The organism is Streptomyces mobaraensis, from assembly GCF_020099395.1.
Taxonomy (GTDB): domain Bacteria; phylum Actinomycetota; class Actinomycetes; order Streptomycetales; family Streptomycetaceae; genus Streptomyces.
Genome location: NZ_CP083591.1, coordinates 1 through 17,493, shown reverse-complemented (window position 1 = coordinate 17,493; position 17,493 = coordinate 1). Strand labels below are relative to the sequence as shown.

Genomic DNA, 17,493 nt, shown 5'->3' with positions numbered 1-17,493 from the left:
GAGGCGGGGGTTCAAGTCCCCCCTCGGACGACCGCCCCACCCGCCGAACCTAAAAGCTGCACACGGCCTCCTGAGCGCCTCTCAGCCCCAGGGCGGCCACGGGGCCCCGTGATCACCTGTCAGGCGATCACGGGGCCGCCCAGGGCTCTTCTCGGGGCTACGAGAGCGATTCGGCCAGCCACTCGTCATGTTCGGGTTGCGCGGGGATGGTCGCGGCGGCGCCCGGGATGGGGCCGTTGCCCGCGTACTGGACCGCCTGCCAGGGCCAGGTCACGCCCTGGCAGAGCTGCTCCGGCCACGTCCGCTCGGAGCGCGCACCGCGCCAGGGCAGCCAGTCCATCAGCCGCTGCTCCTCCGCGCCGACATCGGCGGCCGGCGAGAGGCCGAACCCGAACTCCGGCCACCGCAGCCACAGCGAACTCCCGATCGGGCGCAGGTCACGGCGCTTGACGCCGGGGGCGGCGTGCGGGGAGTGCGCCTCAATGAGCATCGCGGCGCCGCCGGAGGCGGTCCGCAGCATCTCCAGCGCCGACATGACCGCCCTGGCCGTTTCCTCCTCGTTCGGGTTACCGAGAGCGAGTTTGTACAGCGGGCCGATGGTGATCAGGTCCGGGCGCACCCGCTCCACCCGGCGCGCCAGCCAGGACCGATCGGCCGGGTTCGTCAGGTCCACGCTGCGGTCCGGGATCTCCACCGCGACCTGGCCGGAGCCGATGGGCGCGCCCTCCTCCGCCGCGGCCTGCGCCATCTTGCGCAGCCACGGCCGGGCCTGCGCCGCGGAGTTCTCGACGTCGACCAGGAGCACGCGCACCGGCCGGATGCGGGCGCGCTTCCACGGGTGCAGACCGGCCGCGGCCCGCATCGCGATCTGACGGATCAGCAGCGACTTGCCGCCGCCCTCCCCGGCCGTGATCATCAGCCGGTCCCATCGCGCCAGCACCCCGGGGATCACCCACTCCGGTTCGTCGTCCGCCTGCGCCAGGAAATCCACCAGGTCCACCGGCGGCGCGTCCGTGACCGCCAAGCCCCGGTCCCGGGCGGCGCGCATGTCCTCCACCGCCCGCTCCGCGATCTCCTGGGGGACGCCGTCGGCGGCGTAGCCGGCGGCGACCGCCCGCGTCCCGGCGGCGATCACCCCGCGCAGCAGCGCCAAGTCGCGAACGTTCCGGGCGTACTGCTCGGCGTGCGCCGCCGTCGGCACCGCCTGGACCAACTCATGCAAGTACGCCGGGCCGCCCACACGCTCCAGGTCGCCGCGCTTTTTCAGCTCGGCCGTCACCGTGATCGGGTCGCAGGGCTCCCCCCGGACCGCCATGGAGCACACCGTGTCGAAGATCGCTTCGTGCGCCGGCCGGTAGAAATCCGAGCCGGTCACGACTTCGATCACGTCCACGATCGCGTCACGCGAGAGCAGCATGGCCCCCAGGACGGCCTGTTCGGCCTCGGTGTTCTGCGGCGGCATTCGCGTCAGGTCATCGCTCACAGCCCCGTCGCCCTCCGCAGTCGCTCCCGGATCGCCGCGTCAATCTCCGCCCGCGACGGCTTGCGGTCTTCACCACAGCGGCGGGCCATCTCCCGGCGGATCAGGTTCGGGATCCGCACCTTCTCCAGCGTGCGGACGTGGTTGTGCACCCCGTCAGGGTTCTTCGTGAGCTCTGCGGCCAGGTCGCCGTCCAGCGCCCAGCCCTGGTCGTCGGCCGCCTCCAGCAGCAGCGGCGCCAGCCGGTAGGCCGCCTGACGGCCGACCGTCCACGGGTAGGGCAACCGGCCCAGCCACACCCGCGCCTGTGCCAGCCGCTCCTCCGGGAACCGGGGAACCGCCGCCTCCTCCTCCCCCCTCGGTGACGCGGACGCCCCCGAGGGGTCCGTGGGGGGTAGGGGGGAGGAGGTTTCCTCCTCCCGGGGGGGGGTGGGGGGGGGCGAAGGGAAGTCGGGTTTTTCCCGATTCCGGCTCTGACCTGCGGAAACGTCGTCCGAGGGAAATCGGGTTTTCCCCGATTCCGCTCCGGAGCCGGGAAAAACCCGATTCCGGCTCTGACCAGGCGAAACAGGGTTTTCCCCGATTTCCCTCGCGGCCTCTCCCGCCGGAACGGGGTTTTCCCCGATTTCGGCTCTGACCTGCGGAAACGCAGACGTGCCCTTATTTACATACTCTGGGTTGTTTGCCGGGTTCCGGTAGGCCCAGTAGTGCCACTGCGGGCGTCGCGTCTTGGGGTCGTAGACCGACTCCCGGCGCAGGTGTCCGGCTGCCATCAGACGCTTTGAGACCACCTCGAACCGGTCAACACTCATCTTCCAGCCGAGCGCGCGCATATCGGCTGAAACCGCCTTGCCGGTCGCCGTCTCCCCCGGGTCGCGCAACAGCAGGAACATCAGTGCGCCGAGATCTTCCGGTTGCAGACCCTGGGACTCCACCACCGCGCGGGGCATCACGACTTCGTCGGCCGGCTCCTGGGCACGGCCGAACAGCGCGCCAGCGAACTCGCTCACCGAACGGCCCTCCGTGTCATCACGACGCGGAAGGTCGAGGCGCCGCCGCTGTCCGCTCTGCGCTCGACCGGCGGACACACGGGGAGTGGTCGACGGGCCCTGTCATCTCGTACGCTCAAGGGAGCGCACCTCCAGCTCTGAACTAGGTGCTTCTCCTCCCGGGCTTGCACCCCGGGGTGGACGTGCAGGCCCCGTCGTCTCCGGCGGGGCCTGTTGCGTAGCTCGCCATGCTTTCGCACGGCCCGCTCCAGGCACTACGGCTTCGGGGTGGTGACCTCATAGAAATCCGCTGTGGCGGGCCGGACGGGCCACTTGGCCGAGGCTCCCCGAGGAACCGGGTAACCCACGGCGAAGAGAGCGGCAGACATGCGGATGTCCTGCACTTCCGCGATCCGCTCGGGCTTTCGACCGCGGGCAGGGAACAGGGTGACGCGCAGCGCTCGGAGCAAAGGCACTCCGGCTGGCGGCATCATCAGCGCGGCTGCCTCGTCCGGCGACGGCATACGAGCCGAGACCTCCTCGCGCCAGTGCAGCGCCTTTCCTGACCACTCCTCCAGCCGGTCGTACATGCCACCGAGGCCGGTGTCCCCCTGGAGCGCGGGGACCTCCTCAGTGACCCAGTCCGCAAGCCAGGAGTCCGCCAGTTGGCGATACTCGGGTATTTCGGGGTCGCCAAGAATCCGCTTCCGGACCGTGAGCGGCGTGCCGGGGGCCACCCCGAGCGCGTCGGCGACGTCCGCGGGCACAGGGGCAGTCGTGATCCTGGTGCGGTCCCCGCCCGGGTGCGGCAAAGGCCGCCAGTGCTGCACCTCGGGGCCGCTGTAGTAGCCCAGTTCGTCGCGTTCGATCTGCCGGTGGCGGACCGTCAACCGGATGCGGTCAGGGTGCTCGCGGACGAACATCCCAGCGCGCCGCCGGCCTTCGATGAGGCCCTCCCGGGTCAGCACGTTCCACGCCTTCCGAACCGTGATGTCACTGACCCCGTACTGGGCGGCGACATCACGCATTAGAGGCAGCGGGCTTCCGGGCGGTAGTTCCCCGGAGCTGATGCGTTCGCGCAGGTCACGCGCGATCTCTTCATATTTAGCAGCCATCGTCCAGTCCCTCCTCCGAACAGGATCACGGGGACTAACGTATACGTCAACCCTTGCCCTCGCCCGGCCTGACGTATACGTTATCTCACGACAGCCGAAGCGGCCCCCGGGTGGAGCCGGAGGCCGCTTCGTGTCGGGGCGTTGGAGCGCCCAGACGTGACCTGACCTGGTGTTGGAGCACCTGGCCAGGGCCCGACGTTGGAGCGCCGGGCGGGTTGTCGGACCGAATCCATGGAAGTGGAGAGGTAGGTCGACGTGTCGATCGTCGCAGGTAATGACGTGATGGCGCGAGTCGGTGTCGGCATGACGGTGCCGGTGCTGTTCTCGGGTGGAAACGCGGGTCAGTTCGACGCTTTGCCCTGGGCGGGCCTCCTGGACGAGGAGGACCTGACCGACTTCCTGGGCGACTTGGCGGACGCCGCCGGTTTGGTGGACGAGCCGGGCGTGGGCGGGGCGGAGGCGCTGCGGCGGGTGCAGGACGCCTGCCGGACGTGGTGGCTGATCGGTGTGGCGCAGCACGGGCACAACACGGCCCCGGGCCCGGCGGAGCGGCTGTTCCGGGAGCTCCAGTTGGTGCACTCGGTGTCGGACGGCCGGTTCGCGGAGCAGCGGCACTGGCTGGACACCGACGTCGTGGCGGGTCCGGGGTACGGCGCCGAGGTCGTGCCGGTGGTGGCGGGTCCGGGTACGCCGCGGTCGTGCTCGGCGTGCGGCGGATCCGGTGGCACCACGGAGACCGCGATCGAGGGCGGCCGACAGATCAGTGTGTGGCGGCCGTGCTCGGCGTGCCGGGGCTCTGGTCAGTCATGACCGACGAGGAGCGCAGGGCCGCGGAGGCGGACATGGAGGCGGCGCGCGCGCGGGCCGCGGCGGATCTGGAGGCGGCGCAGGAGGCGGCGGAGAGGCTGCGTCGGCTGCTGGCGGGGACGGACTGACGGCCGGTTCCCCTGTCGCCCCCACCTTCGGGTGGAGGCGGCGGAGGGGCCGGCATCCGGCCGGCTCGCATCCCTTGGGAGGACCCATGTACGGCTCCACCCGCATATCCGTGGTGGACCGGGCGGTGCACGCCGCCGCCCGACTCGCCCGTCTCGGGCGGCTGTTCGTTCGGCTGGCCAGCCGAACGCGCTGCGGCCCCACCGACCTCTACGCCGCCGCCGCGACCGCGCGGTTCCTGGCGGCGCACGAGCTGATCGAGCGGGCCGCCGTGATGGCGGCCGAGAACCCCGAGATCGAGATCATCCACATCCGCCAGCCGCTGTGGTTCGGCGGGCGCACTCTGGACGAGGAGACGACCCGATGAGCACTGCGAGTGGCCCTTACGACTGGGCCAAGGACAAGGGTTGGGGCCCGTCGCAGGGGCGGCCGTCGTCTACGCCGCCGCGTAACGGGGCGGCGACGGGGGCGGCCGGTGCCGGGGGTGGCCGGACCCGGACGACCAACCGCAGCAAGACCTTCAACATCAACGTCGGCAACGTCGGCGTTTCGGGCACGGGGGCCGGTGGTGGCCGGGGCGGGGCGTTCGCCGGCGGCGCGGACCGGCACCAGGGCGACCGGTTGATCTACGCCATCGAGCGAATCGAGTTCCGGGGGACCAGCGACATCATGGCCCTGGCCAAGGCGATCAACCACCTTGGCCGGGAGCTCCACCTGATCTTGGGCATGCGTGCCGAGGAGCTGAACGGCGTGCTCAGCCAGTACAAGGGCAAGTGGTACCACTTCGGGACGTCCTCCCGGGTCAAGGCCCGGCTGGTCTCGGCGCACCTGAAAGTGTCGGCCGAGGCGGCGCGGGCGCTGGGTGTCGGGGCGTTGAAGATGGCCCACGCCTACACCAGGCATTTCGTGCTGCCGGAGCAGGAGGCCCGCCAGCAGAAGCAGGGCGGCCAGCGTCCGCGTCGCCAGTTCTCGGTGGTCGAGGACGGTGAGCGGTGATGGCGGCGCGGAAGCACTCCACCGCCGTGGTGAACACGCAGTCGTCGGCGGAGATCGTGCCGGTGGGCAAAGGCGGCGCCCTCGGCTACCTGGCCGGGAAGGCGCTGCCCTACCTCTCCCCGTGGCTGGGCGCGGCGATCCTGCCGCCGGCCGCGGGCGCGGCGACCAACGCGATGTGGGGCCAGTCGCCGTTGTCCGCCGGTCTGGCCTCGGCCGCGCTGGCGGTCGGCGGAGCGGCGCTCAGCACGGTGACCTGGAAGGTCGCCGGCGGGTCGAACTCCTTCCGGCGGTTCCGTCGGGTGCAGGCGACCGCGTCGGTGGCGGCTGGGATGGGTTGGCTGACCTGCGCGACAGCCGCCGGCCCGGTCGGCCATCCCATGATCGATCTGTGGCTCCTGGGCGGCGGCCTGTTCGCGGCGTCCTGGAACGTCCGACAGGTCCTCCGCAACGCCCACGACGAAACCGAGGACACCACCGGCGGTGGTCTGGGGCGTCTGGCCGAAGCCATCGGATGGGAGAAAGTCAAGGTCACGGACGCCAAGGGGTCGGGGAAGGGGACCGTCACGGCCTCGGTGGAGGTCGAGCCCGGCGCCACGGTGGAGGTGGCGCAGCAGGGCGCGCCGCGGCTGGCGGCGGCGTTGCGCGTGCCGCCGTCCGGGGTCGTGGTCACCCCCGACCCGGACGACGCCGGGCGCGGCCGGCTGGCGCTGCGGGTGGCGGACCTGTTGAAGGACGGCGTGGATTTCGTGCCGCCGGAGCGGCTGGGGATGCTGCCGACGGAGCCGATCCCGGTCGGGCTGTACGCCGACGGGGAACCCTGGACGATCAGCCCGTTCTCCGCCGACATCCTCCAGCACCTGCTGGTGATGGGCGTGACCGGCGCCGGCAAGAGCGAGTTCGCGCGGGGTCTGCTGGTGCACCTGATGTGCCGTCGCCAGATGGCGATCTTCCTGGTGGACGTCGCCAAGGGGCGGCAGTCCATGGGACACATCAAGGACGGGCTGGACTGGTTCGTCACGGAGGCGCGGGAGGCCAAGCGGCTGGTCAAGGCGTTGCCTGCCGCGATCAAGGCGCGGGCCGACCACCTGGCGGACGAGGGGCTGGACGAGTGGTCCCCGCGGTCGTCGCTGTCGGCGGTGTGCGTGTGGCTGGAGGAGGCCGCCGACCTGGTCGACTTCGAGGAGCTGGACAAGATCGCGCGGGCGGCCCGGTCGGTCGGCCTCTGGCTGGTGATCAGCCTCCAGCGCGCCACCTGGAGCAACATCTCGACGGACGTGCGCGCCAATCTCCAGGCCAGCCTCTGCTTCGGGGTGGACCAGCCGGCGGACGCCACCTTCTGTCTGCCGGACCGGGTGACAGACGCCGGCGCGATCCCCGCGTGGGGCAGCGATCGGCCCGGCTACGCCTTCGCCACCGGCATGGGCATTCCGCAGGAGCGCTGGACGATGGAGGCGCGCTCCGGCAAGACCGAACGCGCGGTGCTCGCGGCCCTGGTGGAGGCCGCGGCGGCGGTCCGCGACCCGCTGGACGAGGTGACGGTCGCCGCGCTGGGCCAGGTGTACGCGCAGCGCGCCCACCGGGGCACCAACCGCCTGTCCCTCGGCGTCGCCGAGGGCGCGGACTCGGCCCCGGCCTTCTCCGCCTCGGCGTCCCCGGCCGCCGTCTCCGCGGCGGCCGAGGGAGACGTGGAGGAGTTGGAGGACGGGATGGACGACGACGTCGAGGAGGCCGTGGCCATGGAGCTGGAGACCTTCGCCGAGGTGTTGGAGGCGATCCCCGGTGATCCGGAGCCGGACGCGCCGTACGCCCACCTGCGCCTGGAGGACGACGTGCCCGACGTCGACCCCGACAGCGGGCTTGAGTTCGAGCCGGTGGAGCGACCGTCGACGGAGGAGGCGCGGCACATCGTCGCCGTGGAGCTGGACGGCTGGGTGCGCGGGGGCCGGCTGGAGTTCGAGCCGGCGGACTTGATCCCGGCGGCGGTGGCGGCTGGCCGCACCCGCTCCTGGCTCATGGGGGAGCTCAAGCGCCTCACGGAGGCGGGCCTCCTGCGGCACGACTCCTACGGCTCCTACACGATCACCGAGTCCCCGTTGGTGTCCGCGTAGCAGCTACGAAGAGTGACGGTCTGACAGTCGCGGCCGGCCCTGACACCTGACTGTCGGGGTCGGCGGGGGCCTATAGGAGAGTCAGGCGCTACCAGCGCTGACATCGCCTGACAGCCCCGTCTGACTGTCAGACCCCGCTCCCTGACACCTCCCTTGACAGTAACGGAATGTGACGGAGAGTTTGGCATGATCACGCCCCCGCACCCTCGCCCGGAGGCCGGGCCGGCCCCGGCGACGGCGGCCTCGGCGCCGGTGTTCCCGGCCGCCGTCTGGCCCTCGGCCCCCACCGCCCCGGCGTTCGACGTCCTGGACGTCCTCGGCGCCCAGGACGCCGCCGTGCCCTACCCGCTGGAGCGCACCGAGCCGGTCGTGTACGTCCCCGACGCCTACGGCCGGATGGTGCCCGTCCTGCGCTCCCAGGCCCAGGCGCTGCGCGCCGCCGTTCCCGCGACCGTGCCGCGGGACCTGACGCCCCGCCCGCTCATCGACCCCCGCGCCCAGGTCGTCGTGGCCGCCGGGGCCGGGGCGGGTGCCGCCGCGGCCGGCCTCGGCTGGGGCCTGGGCCAGGTGATCGGCCCCCTGGCGGCGGCCGGCGCCGGCAGCGCGCTGTGGGCGGTCTGCGTCGCCGCGGTCGTCCTACGCCTGGCCGGCGGCGCCCGCCGCTCCACCACCTACATCACGAACACCACCACCGTCACGCAGTCCGCGTCATGGTGGGGCCGGAACACGACCGCCCTCTGACACCCACACAGATGCGCGGCCGGGAGGGCGTACTCCCGGCCGCGCGGTGCTCCCCCGGAAAGGACCTGCACCCAGTGAAGCAACCGACAACCTACCCGCCGCCCGTTCCGGACGCGGCCCGGATCGCTCCGAACGCGCGGGTCGCCGCTCCGGTCACGGGCCGGTCGGGAGAGGATGCCCGGATGAGTGACACGCTGACCGATCATCCGTCCTCCGCCCGGAGGGGGGCCGTGGCCGGGGCCGCTCCGGACGCGGCCGGGGCCGCTCCGGGCGTACCGGCCGCCGTTCCGGATGCGCGGGACGGTGCTCCGGCCAAGCGGCGCCTAGGTGGCCTCCGGTGGCCGGGCCGCTCCGGCCACCCCCCGGCCACGGCCGGGGCCGCTCCGGACGCGGCCGAGGCCACCCCGGCCACCAGCCCGGCCACTCCGGCTACGCCGAACGGCGCTCCGACTGCTGACGAGTCGGCCGCGGCGGACCGTCGGGCGGCGCTGGACCGGATCATGGGGCGGGTCCTGCGGGTGGCCGCCGTCGCCATGACGGTCGTCGGCGTGATCGGGTTCGCCGCCAGCTACAGCACGCTGCAAGGGTTCGCGCAACGCAACGGGTTCGGCGAGATCCTTTCGAAGGCGTTCCCCATCGGCGTGGACGGGGCCATCCTCGGCTTCCTCGCCCTGGACCTGGTCAAGACCTGGCGGCGCACCCCCTGGCCCGTGCTGCGCCTGGGCGCACACCTGATGACGCTGTGCACGATCGCCTTCAACGCCTCGGCCGGCGGCGCTGTCCTGGACGACCCCGTTCGAGCCGCCGCCCATGCCGTGATGCCGGTGCTGTTCATCATCGGGGTGGAGGCCATCCGCCACGACCTGCTGCACGCCGCCCGGGAGGCGGACGGCACGCTGATCGAGGGCGTGCCGCTGCACCGCTGGATGCTGGCCCCCTGGCAGGCGTGGACGATGTACCGGCGGATGCGGCTGGCTGGCATCCCCTCCTACCGGGAGATGCAGCAGCGGGACAAGGACCTGGAGGGCTACCGGGTCTGGCTGCTCCAGCAGCACGACGGAGACCTCGGCCGGGCCTCGGAGACCGAACTCCTGCCCATGACCATGGCGCCGCACGGCTACACCGTCGCGGAGGCCCTGGCCCTGCCGGCGAAATGGGCGGCCGAGGAAGAACGCCGGCGGGAAGAGGACCGGCAGCGCCAGGAGGAGGCCGCGGAGCGGGCCCGCGCGGCGGCACTGGAGGCGGAGACCCGCGCCAAGGTCAAGGCGGCCGAGGAGGAGATCCAGCGCCTTGAGGCGGAAGGCCGCGTTGCGCAGGCACAGAGCAAACTGACTGCGCTCAAGGGCACCTCCAGCGCGGAGGCCGAGGCGGCCACGGCGGTCGCCCGGGCGGAGGCGGAGCGCGCCCGGCGGGAGGCGGACCGGATCACCACGGCGGCGGAGCGGCAAGCGGAACGCGAGGCTCAGGCAGAGGAGAGCGCCCGGGAGGCCGAAGCGAAACAGCGCGCAGCCGCAGCCGAGCAGCAGGCCGCCGAAATGGAGGAGGCCGCCGCCGAAACCCGGCGCCGCGCCGCCGCGAAGAACCGTAAGGCGGCGGAGGACGAGGCCGCGGCGGAGGACGCCGAGAAGGAGAAGAAGCACGCTGCGGCCGAGGCGGCCGAAGCGGAAAGGCGTGCTGCCGAAGCGACGGCGCGCGCAGCCGAAGCGCGGCGCCGTGCGGCCGAAGCGGAACTGGCCGCGGTCGAAGCCGAGGACGAAGCGCGGCTGAGCAAGACGGAGCGCGCGGCCCGGCGGGTGGCGCGGATGCTCCTGGCCGCCGCCGGGGCCGCCGGGATCTCCGAAGCGGACCTGGCCGCCATGAAGCCGGAGGCGATCGGGCCGCTGGTGCCGCTGGAGGAGATCATGCCGGTGTTGAAGGCCAGCCAGACCACCGCCAGCGACCGCCGGAAGGATGCCGCCCTCCTGATCAAGGAGGGGTACCGGGGGTAGCCCGGCCGGTCGCGCTCACACCGCGATCAACGACAGTGGGGCGGCACCCGTCACGGGTACCGCCCCACTGTCGTGTGTGCTGACGGACACACAAAGTCAAGCCAGACTGGACTTTCCGTGCAGGACCGCGCTAAAAGTCAAGAAATACCGAACTTTCGGTGCATCAGGGAGAGTCAGCGGGCCGCTGGCGAGAACGGCGTAGCGTGGCCGGGCTGGGGGTTGCAGGTCTGGGGCGTCGGGGCCGGCTGTTCATGCGCGGCACCCTAGGCACGGCTACGGCCCTGGCCCTGATGGAGCCGTGGCCAGGTGCGGGTTCAGTGATCGGTACGCGCCAGAAGGGCCGGCCCGACGCCGAGCCACCGAGGCAGTCGCGCCTGGCTGCTCACTGCACGGGTGACGAGCCGACGCATCGCGTCCCGCTCCCCCTCGGGGGCTCGGAGACCGGCCTGGACATCGGCGCTGATGGGGCGCAGCGGATAGATACTGGTGACGACGCGGCCCCTGCTGTGCTTGGTGAGATGCCGGGCGCCGATGTGGAGCCAGTCTGCACCGTCGTACCCGGTGGCGAGCGCGGTCCGGTCGATGGCGTCGCCGAGCGGAGCCCCGCCAGCGGTCCAGGCATACCAGACGCGCTCACCGCCGTCGGGCCGGCGGAAGACGATCCACAAGAACGCGTCGGGCTCACCGGCGCCAGCGATGCCCTCCACGACGGCCTGTTCGACAGGGCGTGGGTCGCTGGTGGGCGTCAGCACGAGTAGGGGCCTGGAGAGAGTAGTCATACCTGTTCAACGACACGGCCATGGTGTCAGGAGCGGGAGCCCCACCCCCACCCCAGCCGCCGACGCCGCCCGCCGGCGTCCTTCCCGGGAACGCCGGCCGGGGGAACGGCGGGGGCGGAGTCGGCCGCGGCCGGGGCCGTGGTCGGGGGGTGGGCCGGGGCGGCCGGCTGCGGGATCGCCGCGCGCTCCGGGGCCGGGGTCAGAGCCTGGAGCATCCGCTGGAGATCCCCGATGTGGGTATCGCGCGCCGCCAGCTCCCGCTCCAGATGGTCGGCACGGGCCTCGGCCAGGGCCTGCGCCCTCTCGGCCTCGGCGATCCGGAGTTCCGCCTCCAGGCGCAGGGTCTCCGCGCGCAGCGCCGCCACGTCGTCGTCCTGGCCGCCGTGGCCCGGGGCGCCAGCCGCGGTGGCCTCGGCCGTGGCCTCCTGGTGGCCGGGGTCGGGCGGGGCGGGAGCGTGCAGGCGGATGCCGGCGTCCAGCAGGTCGCCGAGGGGGATGCGCCAGGTCCCCGAGCTGTCTTTGTAAGCGTTGGGGAAGCGCTCCTGCGCGCGCCACCGGCGAAGGGTGGTCAGCGGAATATCCGTGGAGTTCACCACCTCCCGCTGCGTCAGCGCCGGGCGGGTGCTCGGGGACTGTGGCGGGTCGGTCATACCGTCATTTTCCCCGGCCGTCCGGCGGGGGCCGACACGACCCGCGCGTGACCACCCGTCAGGAGACCTGGACACCTGGTCACATTCGTGATGATTTTTGGCAGCGCCATGTCAGTGCTCCGGCGTACCCTCACCTCACGTGATCGTGAGATCACCGCACGACCGCACGGCCCGGCGGGGCCCGGCGCCGGACCTAACCCGGGCCGGGCCCCTTACCTCCCCGACCACTGACACGGCATCAGGAGGCGAGCACAGCATGTCGAGCACGCCCAGCAGCACACAAACCGGCGCTCCGGCGACCGGCGGTTCCCGGCCGCCGGCCGCGGCCTCTCACCGGCCCGTACCCGTACCCGCACCCGCACCGCCGCCCGTTCCCTCGGCGGTGGCCCCGGCCGCACCGGCCGTTCCTGCGACGTTCGCCCCCGCGCAGCCGGCCCCGGTCGTCGCGCCCTCGGCCGGCGGTCTGGTGATTCCGCCGATGCCCGACTACGCCCCGACCGCCGTGGAGGCGGACCCGGTGGTGCCGGAACGGCCGGAGCGCATCCCCGCCGGCCCCCTGCTCCTGTCCGTCCTGAACGGCTCCGCCGTCGGGGCCACCACGACGTACTACGCCGCCGGAACCGTCGGCGTGATCGCCCTCGGCGCGACCACCGCCACCGCCGGCGTGGTGCGAACCGCGTACGCGTTCCGGAAGGTCTCTCGCCACCACGGCTACGGCGGGTTCGGCCGGTGGGGTTGGGGCGGCGGATATGGCTACGGAGGGTTCGGCGGCCGGTGGCGTCGCTACGGCGCGGCCGGCCGCGCGGCCGGCTACAGCCCGACGGGCAGCGCGTCGACCGGCGGCACCTGGAGTGCGCGCCGCGGCGGCCGGTGGGGCGGCGGCTGGCGGTCGACGTCCGGCTCCGCCTCGTCCGCCGGCCCCTACGGCGCAGCCGGCGCGACCGGCGGACGCCCGGCCCATACCCGGCGGGGGCTCCTCGGCCGGATCCGCCAGGGCGAGACCGCCATGGCCACCCCCGTGGCCGGGGCGGCCGACAGCCCGGCCACGACAACGCCGGCCCGCGCCGGGTGGCGCGCCCGCCGCGCCGCCGCGGCGGCTGCTCGTACCGGCACAGCCCCGGCCACCGCCTCTCCCTCGGCCACGGCCCCGGCCACAGCGTCCTCAGCAGGCGGCCGGCCCGCCACGGGCCGAGGCCGCTTCGGCGGGCGCCTCTCCGGCCGCCGCACCGCCGGCTCCCCCCTTGGCACCGGCACCGGTACCGCCTCCGGCCTCGGCACGCACACCGGCCGAACCGGCCGACTCGGTGGTCTCCTCGGCCGCGCCGGACGGCCGGGCGCGGGACGGACGGCCGGCGCGACCACCGGCCCCGGCACGGCGCGGCAGACCACGCAGGCGGCCACCCGCCGCGCGGCACCGGTCGGTGCCCGGATCCGCAAGGCCGCGGGCGCGGTGCAGACCGGAGTACCCACCGCGACCCGCCGGGCCGGGGAGGGCATCGCCCGCTGGTGGCGCTCCGGTGCCGAGGGACGCCGGCTGATGCGCCAGCACGCGCGGATGACCCGCCGTATCGGCGGCACCCTCATCCTGGCCACCGCCGCCGGCATCCTCGGCAAGCTGACCCGGCCCTTCACCTGGGGCAGCGGGAAAAGCGCGGCGCTGCGGGTGTGGAACTGGCGCGCCCGCCGGGCCTGCGCGAAGGAGACGGCGATCGACGCCAAGGTCGCCGCGCAGAAGGCCGCCGCCGCCCGCCCGCACGTCAAAGCCCAGGTGAACGATCCCAAGCGCGCCGCCGCGCCCAGCAAGCCGGCCGCGCCCACCACACCGTCGAACGGAGCTCCCATGCAGGTGTTCGCCAAAGCCGCGGAAGCCGTCGCCAACGCGTACACGACGTACAGCCCGCCGAGCATGATGGCGGTCGCGGCGGAGTACGAAGGCGTGCCGGAGGGGATCCGGTCGGCCGCCATGGCGATCCGTCACCTGGCGGTGCAGACGCAGACGGTCTACCCCGCCCACATGCCCGTGGTGGAGGCCGTCAGCGACGTCTACAAGGCGATGCTGGACGCCGCCACGACCGCGGACGAGGTGGCCCCGACGTTCCGGAAGGTGCACGCCGAGGACATCGCCCGCCACGAAGCCCCCCGCAACGGCTGGTCCGGCGAAGCGATGTGGAACATCGCCGGCCGAGCAGGCGACGGCGGCACGACCTACCAGTCCGTTTTCGCCCAATCGTGTGAACAGGTCGCGACGGTCTACTCCACCTTCGCCCCCGACGTCATGACCATCGTTCAGGAGGAGTACGCCTCCCTCCCGGCCGGGATCGAGCACCTGGCCGACGCCGTGCACTCCCTGGCCGTGCACTCCGCCGACTCCTACCCCGTCGACCCCGACATCGCCGCCATGGTGGCCACCGTCCGCCAGGCGCTCCTGCGCGCCGTCAGCGCGGCCCAGGACATCCTCCCGGTCTTCCGCCGCGCCCACGCCGCCGACCTGGCCCGCCACGAAGCACCCAGGAACGGCGCCGCGGCCGAGGCCATGTGGAACGTCTGACCAGCGGATAAAGGGGAGGAACGAGCATGGGCAAGAAGAAGTCGGCGGGGGCGGTCGACTGGACAGCCCCCCACCCCCCAGCATGGGGCGCCATCAACGCGGCCGGCGTCGCGGCCAGCACCGCATGCGTCGGCTACCTCGCCGACGCCCCCCTGTACACCGGCGCCGGCGTCGGCACCGCCGGCGCCCTGGCCGCCGTCGCCGTCGGCATCCGCCGCCACTACAGCCGCGGCCACAAAGTCTTCCGCGCCGCCTCCTGGTTGGCGGCCGGCGGCTGGGCCTCCTGGGCCATGTACACCGGCCCGTGGTCGAGCTGGCTCCCGTTCACCACGCTGACGGCCGGCACCGTCCTCGGCTGGGGCGCCGCCGCGGCCTACGCCCAGTACGAAGCCGAGGCCCCGGCCCGCCGCGCCGAAGCCGAGGCGCAGGCGCGCCGCGACGCCGCCGGCGGGGAGTGGGAGGAGCGCCTGGCCCGCGTCTGCGGCGTCACCGGATGCCAGGTCATCGCGATCGAAGAATGGGAGGAAGGCGCCGGCTACACCGTCGAAATCGCCCTCCCCGTGGGCGGGACGACCGTCGACATGATCTCCCAGCGCGCCGCCGCGCTGCGCGCCGACCTGCGTCTCCCCCTCGGCTGCGGCCTGGAGATCACCACCGGCGTCGACCACGGCACCGTGCTCATCCGCGTGAGCACCCGCAACAGCATCGTCGAGGAGTTCCCCTACCCCGACGACATCAGCCCCTCCACCATCAACGACACCCTTGAAATCGGGCGGTTCAAGGACGCCTCCCCGGTCCGCGCGAGTCTCCGGTTCCACTGCGGCCTGATCATCGGCCAGCCCGAAGGCGGCAAAACCAACCTCCTCAACGTCATCAACACCGGCCTGATGCGATGCCGCGACACCCTGGTCTGGCACATCGACATCACTGGCGCCGGCATCAGCCTCCCCTGGCTCCGCGCATGGGCCCGCGAAGGCACCGCCGACAAACCGGCCGTCGACTGGACCGCACCCACCGCCGAAGAAGCCGAACTCATGCTCCGCGTCGCGCTGGAAATCATCGCCATGCGCAAAAAGAGCTACCAAGACCTCATGTACTCCGTGGATGACGACAAAGTCCCCGTCAGCCCGGAAATCCCCGAAATCATCATCATGGCCGACGAAGTCGCCAGCCTCCCACCCCGCATCACCGAACTTCTGTCAGACGTCATCGGCACCGGCCGCGCCTCCGCCGTCCGCGTCGTCAGTTGCGCCCTGCGCGGCACCCGCGACATGGTCACCCCACAAATGCGCGAAATGACCCGCCTCCGCATCGCCATGCGCGTATCAGACGACTCCGAATACCAACACATCTTCTCGGAGCCGCGCGGAATCCAAAAAGACGATGCCCCCGTGCAAGGGTCCGGATTCGTGGAAATCGACGGCGAAAGGCCACGCCCCTTCAAAGCATTCCGAATCAAACCGAGCCGAATTCTCGCGATCTCTCAGACGGTCGCGGCATACCGCCCCACACTCGACCCGGTCAGCCGCATGAACATCGAATCCGCCCGCTACTACAACGAGCGGTGGCACCGTACCCTTCCCCTCCTTTTCCCGAACATCCGGCTTTCCCCCGCAGCGCAGAAAATCGTGGACAGTGCCCCGCCCGCACCCGTCCCCAACCAACCCACCGGACCCGCTCAAGGAAACACACCCAACAGCACCGGAATCGACATGGACGCGCTTTTCCCCCTCGGAAAAGGCATGACACCACCCCCCACTCCCGCACCGCCCTCGACATCCCCGCCACCCGCGCCCCAGCCCACCGCCGAAGAACCCCCGCCCCCCACCCCCGTCACCAACGCGGACCGCGAAGAACGCCAGAAATTCGCACACGTCCTGGACGACGCCATGTGGCACCTAACCGACACCAACACCACCCACCTACCACTGCCACAACCGCCCACCCTCGGCCCCATCCCCGCCACCGCCACCGAAATCACCGACCCCACCCAACGCCGCGCCCTGGAGCTCATCGACGCGGCCGGCGCGGCCGGCCTCGGCGTCAGCGCCCTGGAACGCGCGCTGAAGGCCGAACCCGACCACGGCCGGGACCGCTCCACCCTTCACCGGTGGCTCCCCCGCTGGGCGGCGTACGGACACGTCGTCCGCGTCGACCGCGGCGGCACCCAAGTCGTCTACGTGACCCCCCGCCACTACCGAGGGTGATCGCACCTGTTGCCTGTCGCACCTGTTGCAATCCAAGAAAGGGCCCCACTAACAGCTCCTCCCCCGGCGCACCCCCCCCCATTCCCGCAGCGGTGTTGCAACAGGTGCGACAGGCAACATCTATACAGAGAGTGAGCAGTGATGCCGCCGTTCCACCGCCGCTCCCGCCCGACTGCCGAAGTCGCCGCCGCGATCCACGCCCGCCAGCTCCGGGAGCTGGCGGACACCACGATCACCCTCCGCCCAGCCGGCAGCCGATTGCGCGCACGATCGCTGCCAAGGACGCCTCCCGTCGAGCAGTCGGCTGTGGGCCGGAGGCGATCGTGGCCGCCCTGGCCGCCCGCCTGAGGCTGCGCGGCTACCGCTGCGCCCGGCGACCGCCGCGCGACACAACCCATGAGACAAAGGAGGAATCATGCCCAGAATCAAATTCCTACTGTTCGTGGTACTGATCGGTGTTCTCGTGGGAAGTTTCTACGGGAAATAGTCATGGATCCCACCGCACAGGCGTATTTCACTCGCTCCGCAGAAGATGGGCATTACGTCATCGTGGTCCGGGACCTGGAAACAGGCCGGGTATGCCGCATCATCGATCTCCACCAATGGGAAAAGTTCGACCCAGACGCCGCAGAAGACCGGCTCATCCAAACCGGCTTCCTCGTACGAAAAGAATTCGCGGGGCGGTCCCGCCGCTCCTATCGCGGATGGGAGGAGCTTTCTTATCTTCCTGGGCACTATCAGGCGTACGTGGACGCGATCTAACGCCGGATAGCGTAAAGGGCTCGCCTCCTTGAAGGGGGTGAGCCCTTTGGTGTGGGGTATGCGTTTTTTGCTATCTGGTTTGGGTTCCTTGTTGGGGTGTTGGTATTCGGTTTTTGCATTTGGGGTGGGGATTGGCTCGGTGGGGGTTGGGCGGGGGTTTTGGTGTGCTGATGGTGTGTCAGGTTGGGGGTGGGGTG

Annotated in this window: 15 protein-coding genes; 10 read left to right on the top strand and 5 right to left on the bottom strand. The window is 72.0% G+C overall.

What is annotated here, in order from left to right; all coding sequences use genetic code 11:
* Positions 1–157 precede the first annotated feature (157 nt).
* The 3 genes from K7I03_RS33600 to K7I03_RS33590 all read right to left on the bottom strand — a co-directional run bounded on the left by K7I03_RS33600 (position 158) and on the right by K7I03_RS33590 (position 3,584).
* Entirely contained in the window at positions 158–1,462 is a 1,305-nt protein-coding gene (locus tag K7I03_RS33600; protein WP_185946212.1) for a DnaB-like helicase N-terminal domain-containing protein, read from the bottom strand.
* 17 nt (positions 1,463–1,479) lie between these two features.
* The gene (locus tag K7I03_RS33595) at positions 1,480–2,490 is read right to left on the bottom strand and encodes a hypothetical protein (RefSeq protein ID WP_185946211.1); all 1,011 of its coding nucleotides are present in this window, start codon (positions 2,488–2,490) and stop codon (positions 1,480–1,482) included.
* A 254-nt stretch (positions 2,491–2,744) separates the two neighbouring features.
* Complete coding sequence (locus tag K7I03_RS33590) at positions 2,745–3,584, bottom strand: GntR family transcriptional regulator (protein WP_185946210.1); 840 nt, start codon at positions 3,582–3,584, stop codon at positions 2,745–2,747.
* Positions 3,585–3,866: 282 nt separating this feature from the next.
* Between K7I03_RS33590 and K7I03_RS33585 the strand changes: the two genes are divergently transcribed.
* From K7I03_RS33585 to K7I03_RS33990, 7 genes are all read left to right on the top strand, one after another.
* Positions 3,867–4,394: a DnaJ-like cysteine-rich domain-containing protein gene (locus tag K7I03_RS33585; RefSeq protein ID WP_185946209.1), complete on the top strand. Its 528-nt coding sequence runs from the start codon at positions 3,867–3,869 to the stop codon at positions 4,392–4,394.
* A complete protein-coding gene (locus K7I03_RS33995; protein WP_260630483.1) occupies positions 4,391–4,519 on the top strand; it encodes a hypothetical protein in 129 nt (42 codons plus the stop codon). The genes K7I03_RS33585 and K7I03_RS33995 overlap by 4 nt, the downstream gene beginning before the upstream one ends.
* A gap of 86 nt (positions 4,520–4,605) precedes the next feature.
* Complete coding sequence (locus K7I03_RS33580; RefSeq protein WP_185946208.1) at positions 4,606–4,884, top strand: hypothetical protein; 279 nt, start codon at positions 4,606–4,608, stop codon at positions 4,882–4,884.
* Positions 4,881–5,513: a hypothetical protein gene (locus tag K7I03_RS33575; protein WP_185946207.1), complete on the top strand. Its 633-nt coding sequence runs from the start codon at positions 4,881–4,883 to the stop codon at positions 5,511–5,513. The genes K7I03_RS33580 and K7I03_RS33575 overlap by 4 nt, the downstream gene beginning before the upstream one ends.
* Positions 5,513–7,621 (top strand): FtsK/SpoIIIE domain-containing protein, encoded by a 2,109-nt coding sequence (locus K7I03_RS33570; RefSeq protein ID WP_185946206.1) that lies wholly within the window; start codon positions 5,513–5,515, stop codon positions 7,619–7,621. The genes K7I03_RS33575 and K7I03_RS33570 overlap by 1 nt, the downstream gene beginning before the upstream one ends.
* A gap of 186 nt (positions 7,622–7,807) precedes the next feature.
* On the top strand, positions 7,808–8,362 hold the full coding sequence (locus K7I03_RS33565; RefSeq protein WP_185946205.1) for a hypothetical protein: 555 nt from the start codon (positions 7,808–7,810) through the stop codon (positions 8,360–8,362).
* Positions 8,363–8,544: 182 nt separating this feature from the next.
* A complete protein-coding gene (locus tag K7I03_RS33990; RefSeq protein ID WP_185946204.1) occupies positions 8,545–10,350 on the top strand; it encodes a DUF2637 domain-containing protein in 1,806 nt (601 codons plus the stop codon).
* 314 nt (positions 10,351–10,664) lie between these two features.
* Here K7I03_RS33990 and K7I03_RS33550 read toward each other — a convergent pair whose 3' ends face one another.
* Positions 10,665–11,129 (bottom strand): hypothetical protein, encoded by a 465-nt coding sequence (locus K7I03_RS33550; RefSeq protein ID WP_185946203.1) that lies wholly within the window; start codon positions 11,127–11,129, stop codon positions 10,665–10,667.
* 26 nt (positions 11,130–11,155) lie between these two features.
* Positions 11,156–11,779: a hypothetical protein gene (locus K7I03_RS33545; protein ID WP_185946202.1), complete on the bottom strand. Its 624-nt coding sequence runs from the start codon at positions 11,777–11,779 to the stop codon at positions 11,156–11,158.
* 478 nt (positions 11,780–12,257) lie between these two features.
* Between K7I03_RS33545 and K7I03_RS33540 the strand changes: the two genes are divergently transcribed.
* From K7I03_RS33540 to K7I03_RS33530, 3 genes are all read left to right on the top strand, one after another.
* Entirely contained in the window at positions 12,258–14,327 is a 2,070-nt protein-coding gene (locus K7I03_RS33540; RefSeq protein ID WP_185946201.1) for a hypothetical protein, read from the top strand.
* Positions 14,328–14,353: 26 nt separating this feature from the next.
* A complete protein-coding gene (locus K7I03_RS33985; protein WP_185946200.1) occupies positions 14,354–16,534 on the top strand; it encodes a hypothetical protein in 2,181 nt (726 codons plus the stop codon).
* Positions 16,535–17,023: 489 nt separating this feature from the next.
* Positions 17,024–17,296, top strand: coding sequence for a hypothetical protein (locus tag K7I03_RS33530; RefSeq protein ID WP_185946199.1), 273 nt, complete (start codon positions 17,024–17,026; stop codon positions 17,294–17,296).
* Positions 17,297–17,493: the final 197 nt, after the last annotated feature.

Excerpts from the sequence above, each read along its gene's own strand:
- K7I03_RS33540 (WP_185946201.1), top strand. The coding sequence starts at position 12,258 with ATGCCCGACTACGCCCCGACCGCCGTGGAGGCGGACCCGGTGGTGCCG.
- K7I03_RS33575 (WP_185946207.1), top strand. The coding sequence starts at position 4,881 with ATGAGCACTGCGAGTGGCCCTTACGACTGGGCCAAGGACAAGGGTTGG.
- K7I03_RS33565 (WP_185946205.1), top strand. The coding sequence starts at position 7,808 with ATGATCACGCCCCCGCACCCTCGCCCGGAGGCCGGGCCGGCCCCGGCG.
- K7I03_RS33545 (WP_185946202.1), bottom strand. The coding sequence starts at position 11,779 with ATGACCGACCCGCCACAGTCCCCGAGCACCCGCCCGGCGCTGACGCAG.
- K7I03_RS33600 (WP_185946212.1), bottom strand. The coding sequence starts at position 1,462 with ATGCCGCCGCAGAACACCGAGGCCGAACAGGCCGTCCTGGGGGCCATG.
- K7I03_RS33530 (WP_185946199.1), top strand. The coding sequence starts at position 17,024 with ATGGATCCCACCGCACAGGCGTATTTCACTCGCTCCGCAGAAGATGGG.
- K7I03_RS33985 (WP_185946200.1), top strand. The coding sequence starts at position 14,354 with ATGGGCAAGAAGAAGTCGGCGGGGGCGGTCGACTGGACAGCCCCCCAC.
- K7I03_RS33570 (WP_185946206.1), top strand. The coding sequence starts at position 5,513 with ATGGCGGCGCGGAAGCACTCCACCGCCGTGGTGAACACGCAGTCGTCG.
- K7I03_RS33585 (WP_185946209.1), top strand. The coding sequence starts at position 3,867 with ATGGCGCGAGTCGGTGTCGGCATGACGGTGCCGGTGCTGTTCTCGGGT.
- K7I03_RS33590 (WP_185946210.1), bottom strand. The coding sequence starts at position 3,584 with ATGGCTGCTAAATATGAAGAGATCGCGCGTGACCTGCGCGAACGCATC.
- K7I03_RS33580 (WP_185946208.1), top strand. The coding sequence starts at position 4,606 with ATGTACGGCTCCACCCGCATATCCGTGGTGGACCGGGCGGTGCACGCC.
- K7I03_RS33550 (WP_185946203.1), bottom strand. The coding sequence starts at position 11,129 with ATGACTACTCTCTCCAGGCCCCTACTCGTGCTGACGCCCACCAGCGAC.
- K7I03_RS33990 (WP_185946204.1), top strand. The coding sequence starts at position 8,545 with ATGAGTGACACGCTGACCGATCATCCGTCCTCCGCCCGGAGGGGGGCC.
- K7I03_RS33995 (WP_260630483.1), top strand. The coding sequence starts at position 4,391 with ATGACCGACGAGGAGCGCAGGGCCGCGGAGGCGGACATGGAGGCGGCG.